The 19,258-nt window shown below is 53.5% G+C and carries 12 protein-coding genes; 8 read left to right on the top strand and 4 right to left on the bottom strand.

The annotated features are described in order from the left end of the window. Positions 1–348 precede the first annotated feature (348 nt). Genes KO499_RS18965 through KO499_RS18950 form a run of 4 tightly spaced genes read right to left on the bottom strand, consistent with a single transcriptional unit; the run spans position 349 to position 3,777 of the window. Complete coding sequence (locus KO499_RS18965) at positions 349–1,662, bottom strand: oligosaccharide flippase family protein (RefSeq protein ID WP_215985302.1); 1,314 nt, start codon at positions 1,660–1,662, stop codon at positions 349–351. Between the two features lie 27 nt (positions 1,663–1,689). Further along, positions 1,690–2,025 carry an STAS domain-containing protein gene (locus KO499_RS18960; protein WP_215985301.1) on the bottom strand — a complete coding sequence of 112 codons (336 nt, stop codon included), beginning with the start codon at positions 2,023–2,025 and terminating at the stop codon, positions 1,690–1,692. Beyond that, positions 2,000–2,503, bottom strand: coding sequence for an ATP-binding protein (locus tag KO499_RS18955; protein WP_215985300.1), 504 nt, complete (start codon positions 2,501–2,503; stop codon positions 2,000–2,002). The genes KO499_RS18960 and KO499_RS18955 overlap by 26 nt, the downstream gene beginning before the upstream one ends. After that, entirely contained in the window at positions 2,500–3,777 is a 1,278-nt protein-coding gene (locus KO499_RS18950; protein ID WP_215985299.1) for a PP2C family protein-serine/threonine phosphatase, read from the bottom strand. The genes KO499_RS18955 and KO499_RS18950 overlap by 4 nt, the downstream gene beginning before the upstream one ends. A 294-nt stretch (positions 3,778–4,071) precedes the next feature. Between KO499_RS18950 and KO499_RS18945 the strand changes: the two genes are divergently transcribed. From KO499_RS18945 to KO499_RS18910, 8 genes are all read left to right on the top strand, one after another. Further along, complete coding sequence (locus KO499_RS18945) at positions 4,072–4,908, top strand: phosphate/phosphite/phosphonate ABC transporter substrate-binding protein (protein ID WP_228340046.1); 837 nt, start codon at positions 4,072–4,074, stop codon at positions 4,906–4,908. A 36-nt stretch (positions 4,909–4,944) separates the two neighbouring features. Continuing rightward, positions 4,945–8,040, top strand: a complete 3,096-nt coding sequence (locus KO499_RS18940; RefSeq protein ID WP_215985298.1) for a PAS domain S-box protein — start codon at positions 4,945–4,947, stop codon at positions 8,038–8,040. 32 nt (positions 8,041–8,072) lie between these two features. After that, complete coding sequence (locus KO499_RS18935; RefSeq protein ID WP_215985297.1) at positions 8,073–9,548, top strand: sigma-54-dependent transcriptional regulator; 1,476 nt, start codon at positions 8,073–8,075, stop codon at positions 9,546–9,548. Positions 9,549–9,677: 129 nt separating this feature from the next. After that, positions 9,678–11,846, top strand: a complete 2,169-nt coding sequence (locus KO499_RS18930; RefSeq protein WP_215985296.1) for an EAL domain-containing protein — start codon at positions 9,678–9,680, stop codon at positions 11,844–11,846. A gap of 169 nt (positions 11,847–12,015) precedes the next feature. Then, complete coding sequence (locus tag KO499_RS18925) at positions 12,016–13,191, top strand: efflux RND transporter periplasmic adaptor subunit (protein ID WP_215985295.1); 1,176 nt, start codon at positions 12,016–12,018, stop codon at positions 13,189–13,191. Between the two features lie 10 nt (positions 13,192–13,201). Continuing rightward, positions 13,202–16,396: an efflux RND transporter permease subunit gene (locus tag KO499_RS18920; RefSeq protein WP_215985294.1), complete on the top strand. Its 3,195-nt coding sequence runs from the start codon at positions 13,202–13,204 to the stop codon at positions 16,394–16,396. 183 nt (positions 16,397–16,579) lie between these two features. Beyond that, on the top strand, positions 16,580–17,497 hold the full coding sequence (locus KO499_RS18915; RefSeq protein WP_215985293.1) for a pirin family protein: 918 nt from the start codon (positions 16,580–16,582) through the stop codon (positions 17,495–17,497). 571 nt (positions 17,498–18,068) lie between these two features. Then, the gene (locus tag KO499_RS18910) at positions 18,069–19,199 is read left to right on the top strand and encodes a DUF1116 domain-containing protein (protein ID WP_215985292.1); all 1,131 of its coding nucleotides are present in this window, start codon (positions 18,069–18,071) and stop codon (positions 19,197–19,199) included. Positions 19,200–19,258: the final 59 nt, after the last annotated feature.

Below are 19,258 nucleotides of genomic sequence, written 5' to 3'. Positions count from 1 at the left end.
CGTTGTGACAACAGACCGTCCTCTGACGAACTGCACACTAAAAAAGGAATTTAAATATCAGGTATCAAAAGACGTGCCATGATTGGGCAGGCTTTAACCGATTGTTTTAATTGCAGAAAAATGCGACGCACTCTCAGGATGGGGTCTATTCGCAAATTGCAAATCAGTTTGGAGGTAAGTGCAGGCCGGAATGGTGGTGGTTGTCGCATTTTGCAAACAGACAGAGAACATGGCTGTGCGCTCTGGCTTGCCAGCTCTTTCTCTGGTGATGTGCAGTCTTCGGGCTGATGAAAAACCCGCGTTTATCGCGGGTCTTCTTCGAGAAGTGGAGGCGCTTGCATGATCCCGTTATGGGTGTACAAGGTGCGGTTGAGGGGAGGTTGAAGGTTCACAGAGGGTCGGTTTTCGGCAGTAGTGCATCATCACTATGGCCCCGACACCATAGGTGACGAACGTTGCAAAGGCGACGGCCCAAAGGCCGAATGGAACGCTGGCCGAGACACTGGCGACCAGAGTCAGTGTGAGCCACGCATGGCACTTGAGATCTTCTGCAGGCCGGTCGAGTGCCCGCAAGTACTGACTGCTGGCTTCAAACAGAGTTTTCGGCAATGCGGTAAGGCATAGTAAAACGATCAGTGGAATGCTGCCTGCTGCGGCCCAGGACGTGCCAAAAATCAGGGGCACGTAGAAGGGTGCGGCGACAGACTGCAGGCATACCAACCCGCCAACGACAATGGCGATCATCAGAATACCGGCACGATACCGTTGATTGCGCTGCGCGTCAGAGTTGTCTCCGTCTGCGTTGCAGAGGTGCGGCAAGAGGGCACTGTTAATGGCATTTGCAAAGGTGCTCGCAATTCCCAGACCCGCATTGAACGCGAAAAAATACAGCCCCAGAGCTTCAAGGCCAAGAAAATACCCGATCAACAGATAGTCCAGGTTCTGTCTCACCACGTGAAGCCCGTCAACTAGCAGCAGGTTAGAGCTGTAACGAAGTATTTCACGCCAGGAAGAGCCTTCAATCGACCTGTCGAATCGCCAGGTATTTTGCGCACGGTGACCCAATACCCAAAGGAGGGGCGCAATAATTTTAGGTATCACCAGAGACCAGATACCCATTCCTGCAGCAATTAGCAGCAAAACGCCCGTCGCTTCGGCGACGGTCTGGGCAACCTCAATTTTTGCTACCAGTTGAAGTTTTCCGGCTCGAACGTTAAGCGCAGCCTGAACCATGCCGGCGGGTAGCAGCAGATGCGACAGCCCCAGCAAACTGATCGGAAGCCAGAGCTCGGGAGTGGCGTAGAACGTGGCTACCAGGAACCCGGTCAGGAACTGTGCCGCGAGCAGGCTAAGGCTCAACACCCAGTTGAGCGGGTAGGTTGTTCGACACAGAGAGGGCAGGTCTCTGGTGGGGGCCTGGATCAGCTTGACCTGAGTACACCGCTGTATAAACAGCCCGATAATCTCATGAGCTGTGAAGATTAACGCGATCTGTCCATAGTCCAGTGGTGTAAAGGTTCTGGCTACCACCACGGTTATTCCGAGGCGCAAAATCCGCGTGGCTAACATGCTCAGAGTCAGCCAACCCACATTGCGAACAAAATGGTTAACCCTCAAAGCCTGGCCGGCTCCATCAAGGTGCCTCCGAATCCGATCTCCCATAGCGCTACTCCTCGCCAAGTGATGGCATCAAGCCGCCATGTCAGCCTGTGCTGCATCCATATCTTCGTAAATTTCGAAGATCTCGTGCAGGCGGGTAAGCTCCAGGAGAGCCCGTACACTGGGTGCGGGAGAGACCAGGATCACTCGACCGCCGAAGGGCTTCACTTTCTTCCAGGCCGACATAAGCACTGAAAGACCGCTGGAATCCATGAACTCTACCGGTTGAAGGTTCAGGATCAGCCGATGCAACCCGGCCGAAATACGGGACTCAAGTTGCTTGCGAACAGGATCACTGTTACCCATCACCAGAAGCGGCGGAAGGTCGATGATTTCAAAATTACTCGTTGGGCTTGGCGTTTCCATAAAATTCTCCGTCTGTATTGATCTGGTTGGGCGAAACTGGGCAATTGATATTGCAAGGTTCGGTGGATACACCAACCGGGCTATTTGCAAGTGCCCGTATCAGTGTGAGACGGGTGGCACCATTGACGCTGCGGTGCCGTACCCGATCCATCCAGGCCTCCATGATGGGCCAGCCCCGGCCAGACAAGCTGTCCAGAGGCATGGTGTCAGCGGTATCCGGTCTCGGCACAAAGCCGGGATGGCTGAAGGTGACAAACAGAACCTTGCGCCCGCTTACTCGTGCAAACCGAAGTTTTGTTGAAAATGAACGTTGGCCTGAGTGTTCGACAATGTTATTCAGGGCCTCTCGGCAACAGGTGCTGATCTCGAACAATTCATGGGGAGACGCCAGCCAGGTTGTCAGAGTGTTTTCAATAATCGACAGTATCTGCTCAATGGAATCCAGGCTGACAGGGCTCGATATGGTTGAGTTCTTCATGCCGGTACACACTCAGACGGTGTCGATGGGCAGGCTGGGGTTGCCGGCTCCAGAGCGCGCTCAATCATCATGGCTGAGATATCATCCTCAAGTTCCTGGGCGGCTATAAACGAATCCAGAGTGGATGAAAGTTTCGTCTGCTGATGGGCCGAGGGTAATTGCGCAATGCGGTTGAGCAATCCGGCCAGATGTTCTTTTGTCAGCAGGTTGCCTGACTTCATCCTGCACGAGAAAAGTCCGTCGGACGTCACGATCAGTCGCTGCCCGGGTTTCAATTCAAAAGGCACGTCTTCGTAGGTTGCCTCTGCCAACATCCCTATCGGAAAACCCGGTCCTCCCAGTATCGCCGGAGCCCCCGATTCTGAGCCAAGAACAAACGGATTGGGGTGTCCTGCCTGGCAAAAGCACCCTTGCCCGTTCTCCAGGTTGAGAATCCCGTACACCATGGTCAGATAATCACCATCATCGAACTCCGCCAGAAATCTCTGGTTTAGCTCTTGAGCCACTTGACTGGGTACCGGCGGCAAATCACTCCCATTGACCGGTTTGCTGGTGTTCGAAAGCAGTTGGGTTGCATAAAACGACAGCATCGCTGAACGGATACCGTGCCCTGACACGTCAATCAGATAGAACGCGATCATCGTTGGTGACAGAGCAATGACGTTATAGGCGTCTCCGGCAACTCCACTGGCGCCCTTGAAATAGTGGAGCATGGTGATGCCATCCGGGAGACTCGTCGGGTCAGGAAGAAGTGCGCGCTGCAGTGTTTCAGCAGCCATCAGATCGTCTTTAAGCTGAACCAGAGTTTCTGACTCGCGGGCAAGGGAAAGTCGCAATTGTTGGTTTTTTTCGCACAGCCGGTGGCGCAAATTGATCACCCGACGGCCCGCGTTCATGCGGACACGGAGCTCCTCGACGGCGAAGGGCTTGGCAATAAAGTCATCTGCTCCGGCATCCATGGCCGCAACCAGATCATGAACCGTCTTCTGTCCGGTCAGAAGAATGAAATAGGGCGCCAGATCTGCTGTTGCCTTGACTTGTTTACACAACTCAAAGCCATTCATTCCAGGCATGCGCCAGTCACTGATGACAATGTCAACGTGCTCTTTCTCAAGATAGGCGAGAGCTTCGAGACCATTAACGGCTTCTATAACCCGGTAGTCGAGCTTTCCAAGCATGGCGATCAGGCGAACACGTTCCGAGATGGAATCCTCCACAACGAGTACTGTGCTTTGGCGCTCCTGGTCGTCTTCAATCTGTTGCTGGTTCCACATGGGCTTTGGGCCTTTGACCGACGTTCATAATAGATTTTCTGTGCCTCTGAGCTTGTACAGGGCAAGTTTGATGCCAACGCTCGAAATGCCCGGTAAACAGGGGAGTAAGGGGAGTCCTTGTCGCTCTGATGGCAGATTGATTCGCAATTTGCGATTCAAATCTGTAAATCATGTACTTAACTTTAGATTTAATGGCTACTCATTTGTTATTTAAAGTCTTAATAAACTTGGACCGAATCCTGCTTCAGAGAGTGGCACACACGTCGTACTCTATTTAAAAACAAGGGAAGCGCCATGAAGGTTCGTATACCTAATTGCAGTATCAAGATTCTGTTTGCTCTCGCGCTTATACTTATGACTCGATTGGGTTGGACAGACGTGCAGGAAGACCAATCTCTCGTTCTGGGTGTGGTTCCCCAGCAGGCCAGCGAGAAGCTCGCCCGTGAGTGGCTTCCTCTTGCAAAATATCTGTCGGAGCAGGTGGGATTCACTGTGCGTTTTGCGACAGCGCCGGATATTCCCGAGTTCGAAAAACGGATGGGGGCCGGGGAGTACGACCTCGCTTACATGAACCCCTACCATTACACGGTGTTCAGTATGAATCCGGGTTACGAGGCTCTGGTCCGTCAGCGTGACCACCAGATACAGGGTATTATCGTTGTGCGGTCTGATCGGATGATTGAGTCACTCGAAGAACTGGACGGTACGTCGATTGCATTTCCAGCTCCAAACGCTTTCGCAGCAACACTGATTACGCGCTCTTTTCTCGACAAGGCAATTGCTGATTACAACCCCAGTTTTGTCAGGTCACACGATTCGGTGTATCGCGCGGTGGCCAATGGGCTTTTTGAGGCGGGTGGCGGGATCGTGCGTACCTTTGAGAATATGTCTCCAGAGATCCGTGAAAAACTGGAAATACTTTGGCTGTCACCAGGTTTTACCGGCCATGCTTTTGCCGTACATCCGAGAGTGCCTGAAGCTCTCAAGGCAGAGATCAGAGAAGCGCTGGTCGACTTTGACCGCTCAGAGAGGGGCCGGGAAATTCTGGAAGGGCTTGGCATGAGTGGTTTTCAAAGCGCTTCCGACAACGACTGGGACGAGGTCAGGGCGCTGGATATCCGGGGGCGCTGATAGAAAAAACGCCTTCGACGACAGGGAGTTCGGGCAATGTCATTTCGTTGGAAAACCATTCTGGGCATCGCCCTGATTGAAGTTATCTTCCTTTCTCTGCTGGTATGGCAAGCATCTACCTACCTTCAAAACACTGGAGCCCAGGCCTTACATAAGCGAGCGAACGATACTGTGCAAATGGCAAGCTCAGTGCTTCTTGACTCGTTAATTGCCTTTGATCTTGCATCCCTAAACGAGCAGGTAAACGAATTGGGGACGCTCTCAGGTGTATCTTATGTTCGGGTTCGTGGCTATGGTCGCTTACTCGCCCAGACTGGTATGCCGGTCAGTGACTCGGTGTCACCTGATGGCTCCTTTGACGACGTGGACGATGGTATCTACGACGTACAGAAAGCAATTGAGATTGATGGCGAGGAATTTGGCACCCTCGAGATTGGATTCTCTGTCCGCGAGTTGCGCCAAATCTGGTCAGAAGCGCAACGTCGTCTGCTTCTGATTGCGTTGTTGGAGCTTGTGCTCGTTGGTATCTGTTCCTGGCTATTTGGCAGCTATCTCAGCCGACGTATTCTCGCGCTGCAAAAGGCCAGCCGGGATCTGCAGGAAGGCAAACCTGTCAAAGCGCTCAACAGCAGGGGCCGTGACGAGGTCTCGCAAACAATCCAGTCGTTCAACACTATGTCTTCAGTGCTTACGCAGCAAAAAGCAGAGCTGACGGCGACCAATCAGCGACTTGAAACCGCAAATGCGAGCCTGCGACAACGCGAAGCGGAGTTTGTAGCGCTGTTGGAAGCTGCCCCGGATGCTATCGCCATGTTGAGCGTTGATGGTGACATCGTTTTCGTGAATCAGGCGTTCGAGCACCTGTTCGGTTGCGCACGGAGTGCCTTGAACCACACCCTGTTGACGGATCTTCTTGCGAACCACTCGCCTGAATGCAGAGAGCAGAGTACGTTGGACAGGTTTACTGAGAATGACTGGCAGCCGATAACGCTTGAATCAGATACCGGTAACCGGTTTGTCGATGTTCGCCTGAGGGGCTTCGAAGCAGGCGAGGAAGGGCGGTCGCTGGTTATTATTCGGGACTACACCGATGAACATAACCTTATACAGGCGGCCAAAGTCAGTGAGCATCTGAAAGCGAACCTGGTGGATTCCAGCCTGGATGCACTGATCACTGTTGATCATGAAGGTTTGGTGACGGATTTCAGTCGTTCGGCGGAGACGCTTTTTGGTTGGCGCCGATCGGAGGTGCTGGGCGAGCCCATGCACGAATTCATGATACCCCCTGAGTTCAGGGAGGCTCATGCCAAAGGAATGGCGCACTTTCAGGCCACAGGCGAAGGCCCCCTCATTGGCAAGCGTGTAGAGACGACAGCGCTGCGGAGAACAGGAGACAGTATCCCTGTTGAACTGGCGCTAACCGCCATCACGGTGGAAGGGCAGGTATTTGTTACGGCGGCCATCCGCGACATTTCCGAGCGAAAACAGAAAGAACAGGAACTGATTGAATCCAGAGCGGAGGCGGAGCAGGCATCTACCGCAAAGTCTCGTTTTCTATCTTACATGAGCCACGAGATCCGATCGCCAATGAACGCCGTTCTGGGCTCTCTGTCGCTGATGTCTGATGACGGCTCGATGAGTCAAGCCGCGCGTCGGTACCTGAAATTGGCCCAACAATCCGGGGAATCACTGCTTCAGGTAGTCAATGAGGTGCTGGATTTTTCAAAGATTGAGGCCGGACAGATGGAATTTCATCGCGTCCAGTTTGAACTGAATCCATTGATCGATGGTGTGGTAAATGCCGTCGGTTTACACCGATGCAAAGATACCGTCACACTCACGTCAACGACGGATCCCGCGCTGCCTGCCCAGTTGTCTGCTGACAGGGATCATCTCAGACAGATACTCACCATTTTGCTGGACAACGCCTGTAAATTCACAACGGAGGGTGAGGTCACGGTAAGGGTTGGTCATCAGGACCCGGCTGGACCGGGGATGGAACCGACTCTGGTCATTGAAGTGAGTGATACCGGTCCGGGAATTCCCGCCCATCTGTTAAGTACGGTTTTTTCTGAATTTGAGCAGGTAGATGCGCTCAGGGACACGGGTTTCGGTGGCTCTGGACTTGGTCTTGCAATAGCTCGCAAGCTCCTGGACGGTATGGACGGAAGCCTGTCGGTGGAAAGTGAGGAGGGGGTTGGAACCACCTTTACCATAAGGCTCCCCTACGAAATGCCAGATCCGGCGCTCAGGTGCTGCGATCCCATGGATCCAGGCCAGGACCAGCCGGGTGCTGCGGCTGAATCGTCTGTTCTGGAAGCGGTCACTGAGGTCAACCCCGTAAATGATCAACCAACAACCGATAAGGGACATTTACTATTGGTTGATGACGTCGAAGCCAACCTTCTCATTGGTTCTGAAATGCTCAAAGCCCGGGGTTACGTGGTTGACCTTGCTCATGATGGTGAAGAGGCCTGTCAGCGGGCTGGTGACAAAAATTACGCGGCGATCCTTATGGATATGAGAATGCCCCGCATGAATGGTATGGAGGCAGCGCTCCAGATAAGACAGGGTAACGGGCCCAATACGCAAACACCGATAATAGCCTTGACCGCCAATGCGGAAAAAACAGAAGTGGAGCGTTGTTTAAAAGCGGGTATGAATGATTTCGTCAGCAAACCGTTTAACATAGAAAAACTGGTTGGATCGATTGAGAACTGCCGGTTTGCAGCAGAGGCAAGCGCCATGAACTCTCCCGAAGAGGAAGCACAATACGAACTGTTATCTGATGCCGTTCTTGATCAGCTTGTAGCGGACACGTCGGCAGAAACATTGCCAATGATGATTTCTGTGTTCATCAATGAGGTAAAAAAACGAATACAGGCGCTTGAAAATGCCGAGGCTACAGGAGATGAAGCCGAGATCAGGGAGCAGGCGCATGCGCTCAAGAGTTGTGCGGGCACATTTGGAGGGGAGCGTCTTCAGGACAGCGCCCAGCGACTCGAAGAGTTGGCCAGTATGGGGCGTTCGATTGAGGATTCAGCAACAATTCAGTTGGTTAGAAAAGTGGCAGGGGACACGCTGATCGCATATTCTCGATACCATGAACAACTTGAGAAACCACCCCTCTAGTTTTCAGGAGACAACAGCAAAAGGAGCTGCTGATGCTGCATGACGGCCAACCCAGAATACTTCTGGTTGAAGACAGTCCCTCGAATGCACTGGTTTACCGCAGTTATCTCGACAAACAGTACGACGTGGAAGTGGCCCACACCGGGCTGGATGCTCTTCAATGTCTGTCGGAGCGGGAATTTGACGCCCTGATCACTGATATTCGGCTGCCGGACACCAGCGGACTGGACATCCTCGACAAGATGCAGAGAGAAAAACCGGATTTGCCGGTGGTTGTGATCACCGCGCACGGCTCGGTCGATATGGTCGTTGATGCCATGCAACGGGGTGCCAGCGATTTTATATCCAAACCCTTCGACAAAGCTCGCCTTGATGTAACACTGACGAATATATTAAAGAAACAACAGCTTAAAGAAGTTGTTGAAGAGTATGAAAAGGTTTTTGTCAGGGAGCAGTTTCATCGAATGATCGGCGCGTCTCTGCCGATGCAGAATGTTTATCGCATTGTTGAGAGTGCTGCGAAAAGCCGTGCTTCTGTGTTTATCACTGGCGAAAGCGGTACGGGTAAAGAGCTGTGCTCTGAGGCCCTGCACGCGGAGAGCAACAGAGCGGACAAGCCGTTCATTGCCTTGAATTGTGCCGCAATTCCCCGGGAATTGATTGAGAGTGAGATATTTGGCCATGTGAAGGGGGCCTTCACTGGAGCCGCCTCAGCCCGGGATGGCGCAGCCTTGAGGGCGTCGGGGGGCACGCTGTTCCTGGATGAGATCGGTGAGATGCCCCTTGATCTGCAAAGCAAATTGTTACGCCTGATACAATCCGGAAGCTTACAGCCGGTGGGCAGCAGTAAAGAAGTCAACGTCGACGTGCGGTTTATCTGTGCCACCAACCGCGACCCCTTAAGAGAAGTTCAGGAAGGGCGCTTCAGAGAAGATCTTTACTATCGCTTGCATGTCATTCCCGTTCATATGCCTCCTTTACGTGAACGTGGTAAGGATATTCTGCTTATTGCCCAGTCATTGCTGCTTCAGTACGCCATGGACGAGGGAAAAGGTTTCAAACAACTCCATCGCGACGTTGAAGCTTTCTTTTTACGGTACAGCTGGCCGGGCAACGTCAGAGAACTCAGCAATGTGATTCGGAATATTGTTGTCTTGAACGACGGCAAAACCGTGGATATGACAATGCTCCCTGATTTGACGCGATCTCGGCATGAGTATCCTGAGTCCGCGATGGCTTTGGACTCAGAGCAAACACAACCTGACGGCCCCATGGACCTTCCTGCGAATGCCAGTGTGGAAGCGCCCCTCCGGTCATCACCCTCATCCCGGGGCAGTGAGGGCATTATGCCCCTCTGGCTGGAAGAAAAGAGGATTATAGAATCAGCCATCGAACGGTGTAGTGGCAATGTCCCGAAAGCCGCCGCCTTTCTCGAAATCAGTGCCTCAACGATCTATCGCAAAAAGCAACAATGGGACAAATTGCAAGACCAGCGCTTTTCATTATGAGTTGCAAATTGCGAAGCCGAAATTCCCCCTGAATTCATGGGGGTTTAGTTGTTGATTCACAAAGAATAAATATTGTTGGCACGGCCAATGCTATATCTCTCGTAAATGATCTGAAATAGGGAGAAGGGCATGCTTGGCTCAAGCCTTGATGACGAAACCGCCACTGACGGAAGCCAGGATTCCGATACTTTCCGCCTGCTGGTCGTGGATGACGATCTGGTTGTTCGCCTCGTATCTCGTGTGGCGTTAGAAAAAGCCGGATTCTCGGTCACAGAGGCCTCTGATGGGTATACAGCCTTGAGTTGGCTCGGATCCCATCGTTTTGATGCCATCATTCTGGATGCGAGAATGCCAGGCATGGATGGTTTTTCAACCTGCAGAAAAATGCGGGAATTCCTGGAAGATGATCCGGTCCCCATTATCATTGCTACCGGCCAGGACGATGATGCTTCTATTGATGCCGCTTTCGAATGCGGTGCGACGGATTTCGTTGCAAAACCCCTTAATTGGAAAATTATTTCACAACGGCTTAACTCCCTGATTCGGGCCCGCAACATAAAAAAGCATCTCAGCAGTCGCAGTTTTCAGATTTCCTCGATGCTCAAAACCTCATCAGAAGCCATGCTGGTACTGGATCGGGATGGTGTTATTCAGGCAGGGCACCAGATAGAGCGTCTGCCGTCCGTCATTGGCCAGACGTTCTCCGCGGGGCAATGTTTTTTCGAGTGCCTTCCGAGCCATTGCGTGAGCGACGCGTTTAAAACATGGAAGACAGCAACCCCGACTGAAAGCGTTAATAAATTTGTATTGAATTACGATTTGAACAACACGTCATTCACTATTCAGGGCCGATTTATCGCAGGTGTCGAAAATGAAATCCTGTGTTTGTTGCAGGATCACAGCGAAGCATTTGTGTCTGAACGACGGATGTTTGAGCTGGCCTACACCGACACAGACACTGGCATCCCCAACGAAAAGCAGCTGGTTTCAGAGCTGAATCTGCGTCTGAAAAACGACCTGGAAACGGGGCGCCATACGCTGGTAATTCGATACTCTGCGTCGGACCTTAGCGGTTTCGAACCGAGAATTGGACGGCGAGGGCTGACAAAACTGGCCTGTGCTGTTGTTGAACGCCTGGATATTGGGCTCGACGGTTTCATGACAGCGTTGCCCCGGGATCTGGTCGGCACGCCGGCTCTGATAGCCCGGCTATCTGACACGGATTTCGTCATTGTTCTCTCCGGACTCCGAACTATTGAGTTCGCCGAGGATCTGGCGGAGGGGCTGGCAAGAAGACTGTCCTCGGCGTTTGAGGTGGATGGTTTTTCCTGCATGATTGACTGGAATGTAGGAGGGGCGGATAGCTTTGAGACAGTGAGTTCTGCTGATGGCCTGCTGAGTGCTACAGCCTACGCATTGCACTCTGAACCAGAATCCCTGGGCCTAAAACGTGTGCGCTGGTTCAATGCAGAACTGCGAAATACAATTTACAAAGACATTGAGCTGGAACGTCTACTGCGCCGTGATATCGCGGACGGAGTGCTGGAGATGCACTATCAGCCCAAATTCGACCTTTCGGGGCTCGAGCTGATCGGTGTTGAGGCTCTGATCCGCTGGACCAATACTGAGCTGGGCTTCGTCTCGCCCGCAAAGTTTATTCCCATTGCCGAGCAGGCGGGACTTATTGTCCCTCTTACCCATTTGGTGACCGAGCGCGTTTTCGATCAGATGGTGGCCTGGAGGGAGGAGGGGCGCAAAGAAGTGCCCATCTCAATCAATATTTCGGGCATACATTTAAGCACACGAACCATTGTGGAAGAGCTGCGAGCCGGAATTCAACAACGAAATATCAAACCTGAGCTGGTAGAGCTCGAGGTAACAGAGAGCATCATGGTCGATGGCGTCAGTAAGGCGCTCCAGAATCTCAATGACCTGAGAGAATTGGGTATCCGCGTTGCGATTGATGACTTTGGCACAGGGTATTCCTCGCTAAGCTATCTCCGGAAATTGCCAATTGATTGCCTGAAGATCGACCGTAGCTTTGTCAGTTCCGTAAATTCCGACCCAACAGCCCAGGCCATTGCCCGCGCCATTACAACGGTCGGGCACGATGTGGGGCTGCATGTCATTGCTGAAGGGGTCGAAACCGCTGAGCAATTCGAGTTCCTCAAGCAGATTGGCTGCGATTCCGTTCAAGGTTATTTCACTGGCCGGCCAGTTCCCAGCAAGGATTTTGCGACGTTCTTCGATGGCGCCCAGCTTGATCAGTGGGAGTTAAAGAATCCAGCCTTTGGTTGAAACCCACGAAACACAGCAATATCACCCTCAGTGATAATCCCAATACCGCATGGTGATTATTTTCACTGTCTTGAAGCTCAGATAATTCCTCGAACCCGGCATCAGCCCAGGAACCAGAATATCCGTTCCGGCGCTAACGTCTCCCTCATGAACATAAAGGGTCGAGTCCATGAATTATCGAATTCTTGCCGCACTGGGTGCGGCAGTTTTTATTCTTGCGGGTTGCGAAAGCGCAGCCCAGAACAACGGGTCCAAAGCGCAACCGCCCTCGATTGAAGTTGTCGCGGCCTCCAGCGTCGGAGTACAACCCCAAAAAACGTACACCACACGTATTGAAGCACCCGAGACCGTGGAATTGCGGCCCCGCCTCTCTGGTGTAGTCGATCGGGTTCATTTTCTGGAAGGCCAGAAGGTTGAGAAAGGCGACATGCTCTTCCAACTGGATGACCGCCAACTGACGACGCGTGTGGAACAACTTAACGCCGAACTGGCCCGGGCCCGCGCTGCGCTCCAGCAAGCCGGAGCCGAAGCCCAGCGCGCTGGTCGTTTGCTGCGCAGCCATTCCATCGCTGAAGAACAGGCAGAACTTCGAGAATCGATTCGCCGCCAGGCGGAAGCAGAGGTTTCATCCCTTGCGGCCCAGCTCAAGGAAGCTGAACTTCAGCTGAGTTACACCGTCATCCGGTCGCCGATTAATGGTGTTGTTTCCAGGGCTGATATCACCGCAGGGAATACCGTCATCGCTAATCAGAGTCGTCTCACGACGATCGCCTCGAACCAGGATCGATACGCCTACTTCGATATGGATGAGGGCACCTGGTATCGCTTCTTCGGTGCCCGTGATGTTGCCTTGAGGGCTCCGGTTCGCATCCAGTTGACCGGTGAGCGGGATTTCCCGCACGCGGGCGAAATCGATTTTGTCGACAACACTATTGATACCAGCACTGGCACCCTGCGTCTGCGGGCAGTGCTGTCGGGATCTGGCGAAGCTCTGGTTCCGGGGGCATTCGCTCGGGTAAAGATTGCTGTAGCCGAGGCTGAACAGAAAATTCTGGTTCCCGACCGGGCCATTGCCACCGATCTTGATAGCCGGTTTGTTCTGACCGTGGACGACCAGGGACAAACCCGCTACACCCCTGTGGAACTCGGTGAGCGCTTCGGCAGGTTTCGGGTGGTAGAGCAGGGCATAGCGGAGGGCGATGTACTGGTCGTTAATGGTACAGCCAAGGTTGGGCCAGACATGACCATTACACCGGTCTTGCTCTCGGAAACGCCGTTGGATGTTGCTTTCACCCTTGAAGATCAAGCATTCGATGTCCAGCATTCCGCTGGCATCAAGTTCTGAGGCCTGACGGATGAAATTCCCCCACTTTTTCATCGATCGGCCGATCTTCGCCGCCATGCTGTCCCTGGTCATACTGATTGGGGGCGGCATCTCTCTTTTCCAGCTGCCAATCAGTGAGTATCCGGAGGTGGTACCACCCACCGTTGTGGTTACCGCGAACTACCCGGGCGCCAATCCAACCGTTATTGCGGAGACGGTTGCTTCGCCCATTGAGGACGAAATCAACGGTGTTGAGAACATGCTGTACATGTCCTCTCAGGCGACCGCAGACGGGCGCATGACGCTTACGGTGACATTCGCCCTGGGCACCGACCTTGATAAAGCTCAGGTTCAGGTGCAAAACCGCGTTGACATCGCTCTGCCGAGACTACCGGAAGATGTTCAACGCCTGGGCGTGGTGACGGAAAAATCGTCTCCAAACCTGAGCATGGTTGTACACCTCCATTCTCCCGATGAGAGCCGGGACATCACTTACCTGGCGAATTATGCCGAGTTGAATGTGAAGGACGAAATCGCTCGTCTGGGAGGTGTCGGAGATGTCCAGTTGTTTGGCGGCGGCGAGTTTGCTGTCCGTCTTTGGCTGCGTCCTGACGAACTGGCGGCCCGTAACCTGAATGCGTCGGATGTCGTGAACGCAGTTCGCGCCCAGAACCAACAGGTTGCGGCAGGCACTCTTGGCGCCCAACCCGCCCCAAATAACAGTCAGTTCCAGCTGATGCTGAATGTACGGGGTAGACTGACTTCTCTGGAAGAGTTTCGGGATATCGTACTGAAAACGGGAGAGAACGGCGCTGTCACCCGCCTGGAAGACGTGGCCCGCGTAGAACTGGGGCAGAATACCTACGCCCTGGAAGCCAGACTCGACGGAAAACCCGCCGTCGCGATGCCTATTTTCCAGCGTCCGGGAACCAACGCCATTGATCTCTCCGACAGTGTCCGGCAAACGATGGCGAGGTTGTCGGAATCCTTCCCGAAAGGCGTAACCTACGACATTGTCTACGACCCGACCGTATTTGTTCGTGGTTCCATCGATGCCGTCATTACCACATTGCTGGAGGCCATTCTGCTGGTCGTGCTGGTCGTTGTGCTGTTCCTGCAGACCTGGCGTGCATCCATTATTCCGTTGGTGGCGGTCCCCGTATCGCTGGTGGGTACCTTTGCTGTGATGCAGTGGCTTGGAGTGTCGATCAACACGCTGTCTCTCTTTGGAATGGTACTGGCCATCGGTATCGTGGTTGATGACGCGATTGTGGTGGTGGAAAACGTGGAGCGAAACATTCATCGCGGATTGTCGCCCCGAGAAGCCACCAAAGTCGCCATGAACGAGGTAACCGGACCAATCATCGCCATAGCCCTGGTGTTGTGTGCAGTCTTTATTCCGACTGCATTCATCACCGGGCTGTCTGGTCAGTTCTATAAGCAGTTTGCGTTGACCATCACCATTTCGACGATCATTTCGGCGATCAACTCGTTGACTCTGTCTCCGGCTCTGTCTGCACTGTTGCTGAAGGGCCACGATGAAAAACCGGACCGACTTTCCCGCGCACTCGACAAAGTGTTTGGCCGCTTCGTATTCCGGCCCTTCAACCGATTCTTTGATCGGACCGGTAAGGCCTATGAAAGGCTGGTCAGGAAACTGATTCGCTACGGCGCCATTGTAGGGTTGGTGTATGTGGGTCTCACCGTTTTCTCTGGCCACCTGTTCAATATCGTCCCGGGAGGATTCATTCCGCAGCAGGACAAACAGTATCTGGTTGCTGTGGCTCAGCTGCCGGATGCCGCCAGCCTGGATCGTACCGTTGCGGTGGTGGATGAGATGCAGGAACTTGCGCTGGAAACGGAGGGTGTCGCCAATACGGTTGCGTTTCCGGGGCTCTCGATCAATGGCTTCACTAACAGCCCGAACAGCGGAATCGTGTTTCTGCCACTGGACGACTTCGACAAGCGCACAACGCCTGAGCTCAGCGCCGGCGCCATTGCCGGCAAACTGAACGCCGCCTTTGCCGGCATTGATGAGGGCTTTGTGGCAGTGTTCCCGCCACCACCCATTCTGGGGCTTGGCACCACCGGCGGTTTCAAGCTGCAGATAGAGGACCGCAGCAGTAAGGGCTTTGAAGCTTTGTTCGCCAGTTTGCAGAGCACCCTGAACGAGGCCCGCAAGCATCCGGCGCTGACCGGCCTGTACTCCAGTTTTCGGGTTCAGGTTCCACAGTTCGACCTCGATATCGATCGGGAACGTGCGATGCTTCTGGGCATTCCGCTAGAGTCGGTGTTTGATACCCTGCAGGTGTACCTGGGCTCGGTCTACGTCAACGACGTCAACCTGTTTGGGAGTACCTATCAGGTGATTGCACAGGCAGAGGCCGAAAAAAGGTTGGATCCCGAACACATCCTGAACCTGAAGGTTCGTAATCAGCAGGGTCGGATGATTCCGCTCTCCGCGATTATGGATGTGCAATCAACCATTGGTCCGGACCGGGTTATGCGCTACAACGGTTACCCTACGGCCGAATTGAACGGTTCGCCAGCTCCGGGTTTCAGTTCAGATCAGGCCCAGTCGGCAATTGAGGACGTGCTGGCGCAGACACTGCCAGAAGGCATGGCCTTCGAATGGACCGAAGTGACCTACCAGCAAGAGTTGGCCGGTAACACCATGGTATTTGTGTTCCCCCTGGTTATCCTCCTGGTATTCATTGTACTGGCCGCCCAGTACGAAAGCCTGCGGTTGCCGTTTGCCATCATTCTGATCGTGCCAATGACCCTGTTGTCGGCATTGGCAGGTGTATGGTTAACCTCCGGTGACAACAATATTTTCACCCAGATTGGTTTGATCGTGCTCGTAGCGCTGGCGAGTAAAAATGCGATTCTGATGGTGGAGTTTGCCAGAGATCTGAACCTCAGAGGCTACACTCATTTTCAGGCAATCATTGAGGCCTGTCGTCTGCGCCTGCGCCCGATCCTGATGACCTCCATCGCCTTCACGGCCGGCGTTGTGCCACTGGTACTGGCCACTGGGGCCGGGGCGGAAATGCGACATGCCATGGGTATTGCCGTATTTTCCGGGATGATCGGGGTCACTGTATTTGGTCTTCTGTTTACACCGGTGTTCTATGCGGTGATTCAACGGGCGAAGGCGGGCGCTGAAACGCCTGAGAGGACAGCGGTAGCAATGCAGCAGCAAATCACAGAGAACAACCGTGCCTGAGATCGCCGGCTGGCAAAGACCTTCAGGGCCTGTTTTCGGGAGGTTCAAATGAGGCCGCGTGGACGATTTCTGATTTATGAGGTATGACTATTTTACCAGGGCAGGGGTAGGCAGAAGATTTTTCGTCCCGCTCAGGAGCGGGTGCTCTGGAAATGAAATGCTAATCGCCACCGGAGAGGACCCATGAGTAACGTTCTTCAAGATGTCGAACAGGAATGCAGCAGCAACAATGCAACCTGCGACTCAGTTCAACTGATACTGACGCCCCGGATAACCGATTTAGGTGGATTTTCGGTCAGGCGACTTTTACCGACCGCAAAACGGAAGATGATTGGACCCTGGATATTCTTCGACGAGATGGGGCCCGCTGATTTTCAGGCCGGCGAGGGCATTAACGTGCGGCCGCATCCTCACATTGGCCTTGCAACGGTAACCTATCTTTTTGAAGGCGAGATTCTGCATCGGGATTCCGTTGGCAGCGTTCAGCCAATCCGTCCCGGCGATATCAATCTGATGGTCGCAGGCAAAGGCATTGCTCATTCAGAACGAGAACGGCCGGAAGTAACCAATGCCAATCACCGGGTTCATGGGCTTCAACTGTGGCTCGCCTTACCGGAACATGACCAGGAGGCAGAACCTTCTTTTCATCACTATTCGAGCGAGGACATCCCGAAAGCGGACATCGACGGCGTGACCGTGCGAGTGTTGATTGGCAGCGCCTGGGGCCTGACTTCTCCCGTCCGCCAGTTTTCCCGCACACTGTATGCCGAAGCTGAACTGGAATCGGGACAATCGTTGGATCTTCCCAACGCCTCCGAGCTGGCCATCTATGTCGTCACCGGGGATCTGGAGATTGCTGGCACACCCCTGTCTGCCCATTCCATGGCCATCCTGACGCCCGGTTCTTTTGCGTCTATCACAGCCAGACAGGACACGCGGATTGTGTTGATCGGCGGAGAGCCTTTGGGTAAACGTTTCATCGAGTGGAATTTTGTTTCCACACGGAAAGAGCGCATAGAACAGGCCAAAGAAGATTGGCAGTCGGGTCGCTTCTGCAAGGTTGTGGGTGACGAGGAGGAGTACATTCCGCTTCCCGGATAGCTGGCAAATGCACGTCCAGGTTGCGTTAGGTTCCCATCTCGCCATCAAGGGGAAGGTTGCTCAAGACGCTGTCCCATGCTCCTGAGAAGATCATTGAGCGAGGAAAAGAATCGGTCGACATACGGAAGTGCGTGCAGTTTCATGGCTTATGCGACTCAAGAGCATGCAAGATAAACCTGACAGGTTGTCGCGGGTTCCCGGTATCCTCGAGTGTCTCATGGGACGTCATGTTAAGAATTGACGTCCCAGTTCATCCAGATTTTCCGGATAATACCGGGCCGCTACCCAGGCTGTTGTGCAGGGTAGGGGCCGGTCATTCCTGCTTTTCCCCCCGTACATCGTTTCGCCTGGTTTCACGTCAAAGTCGGGCCTTTATTTGGTGCATTGCTCAGTATACTGAGCGTTTATGAGGCATTCTTCGAGTTTCCAATTGGCAAGCCACAAAAACTTCACATCAATCTTATTAGCTTTTAAAACAATACTTTAACGATCTTCCGCATTCAAAAAAGCCGGCTTGGCACAGCTTGTGTATGCAATACCGTAACGATCAAAAATTCAGTTGCGAAATGTCATGAGCCTTATAGATACCGACAGACACAAAAAGTTTATTGGGATTTTTCTTGAGGGTGTCAGCCCGCTGGGTGAAGTTCTTCCCAATTTCGACACCACCATTTTACTCCACGCCGGACCTCCGTTTTACGATTCTCCAATCCCGGCGGCGGTTCGTAATGCAGCCATACAAGCCTTGATGTTTGAAGGACTCGCTACGACACCGGACGACGCGGCAGTACTGATTGATCAGGGTAAGGTCAGCTTTCAACCTGCACAGGACTGGGGGGTGGTCACACCGTTGGCTCAGGTTGTCTCCGCATCAATGCCGGTTTTCGTGATTGGCGACGGGGATCGCGTTGCCTTTGCGCCAGTTGTTGAAGGAGCCCCCACGGGACTCAGGTTTGGGTCACGAGAGTCTGTGTGTCTGGATAACCTGGAGTGTCACGCCCGATTTGCAGAGCTCGAACTAAAACCTCTGTTGGCCGAATCGCCCGTTAACCTGGAAACAGTTATCGGGAAAGCTCTGGCCGAGGGTAATGAGTGCCACTCCTCAACCGATCGCGCGAATGCGGCCCTGCTTGAACAGTTGCGAGGGTTGTCTGACGACTACCGGTCACTGCTCGAAAACAGTCCAGGTTTTGTTCTTCCAATTCTTATGGGTGCCTGTGGCTGGCTATTGCAGTTTGGCCAGTCTTCAGCACAAACCGAACCTGAGGTGGTCGCTGTAGGTGGCAATGGTGTGCAGTTTGGCCTGCGCCTGAGAGGCCAGACGTCCTGGGCCACCACTCCTGCTCAGCCGCCCGAGGGTAAACGGTTTGCCGGTCAGGAACACCGGCCGGTTCTTGGTGCGATAGGCGACAGTGCGGTCATCGATTTCTGTGGCCTGGGCGGTCAGGCACTGGAGTTTGCGCCCGAGGTCGTGTCTGACTGGCAGGCACTTTTGCCGGATGACTGGAAGTCCCGGCCTGACACCATTCTTAACCCCGATACAGGCGTTGTCTGTCCCTCCCGAGTACTCGCTCAGCATAAAGCTCCGATCATCAATCTTGCCCTGGTAGGCGAGGACGCTATGGCCGGAATCCTGGGGAAGGGGTTCTATCAACCGGACCTGAGTGTTTTTGAAGCAGCCACGGACGCGGCGGCGTCATGAGTGACACGGTTTTCGTCATGTTTCATCACCCGAATCATTGCGCGTGAATCAAGCGCGTC

It is taken from the genome of Marinobacter sp. F3R08 (assembly GCF_018860425.1).
Taxonomy (GTDB): domain Bacteria; phylum Pseudomonadota; class Gammaproteobacteria; order Pseudomonadales; family Oleiphilaceae; genus Marinobacter.
Note: the sequence above shows the minus strand (reverse complement) of the source record. Positions and strands in the feature narration are given on the sequence as shown.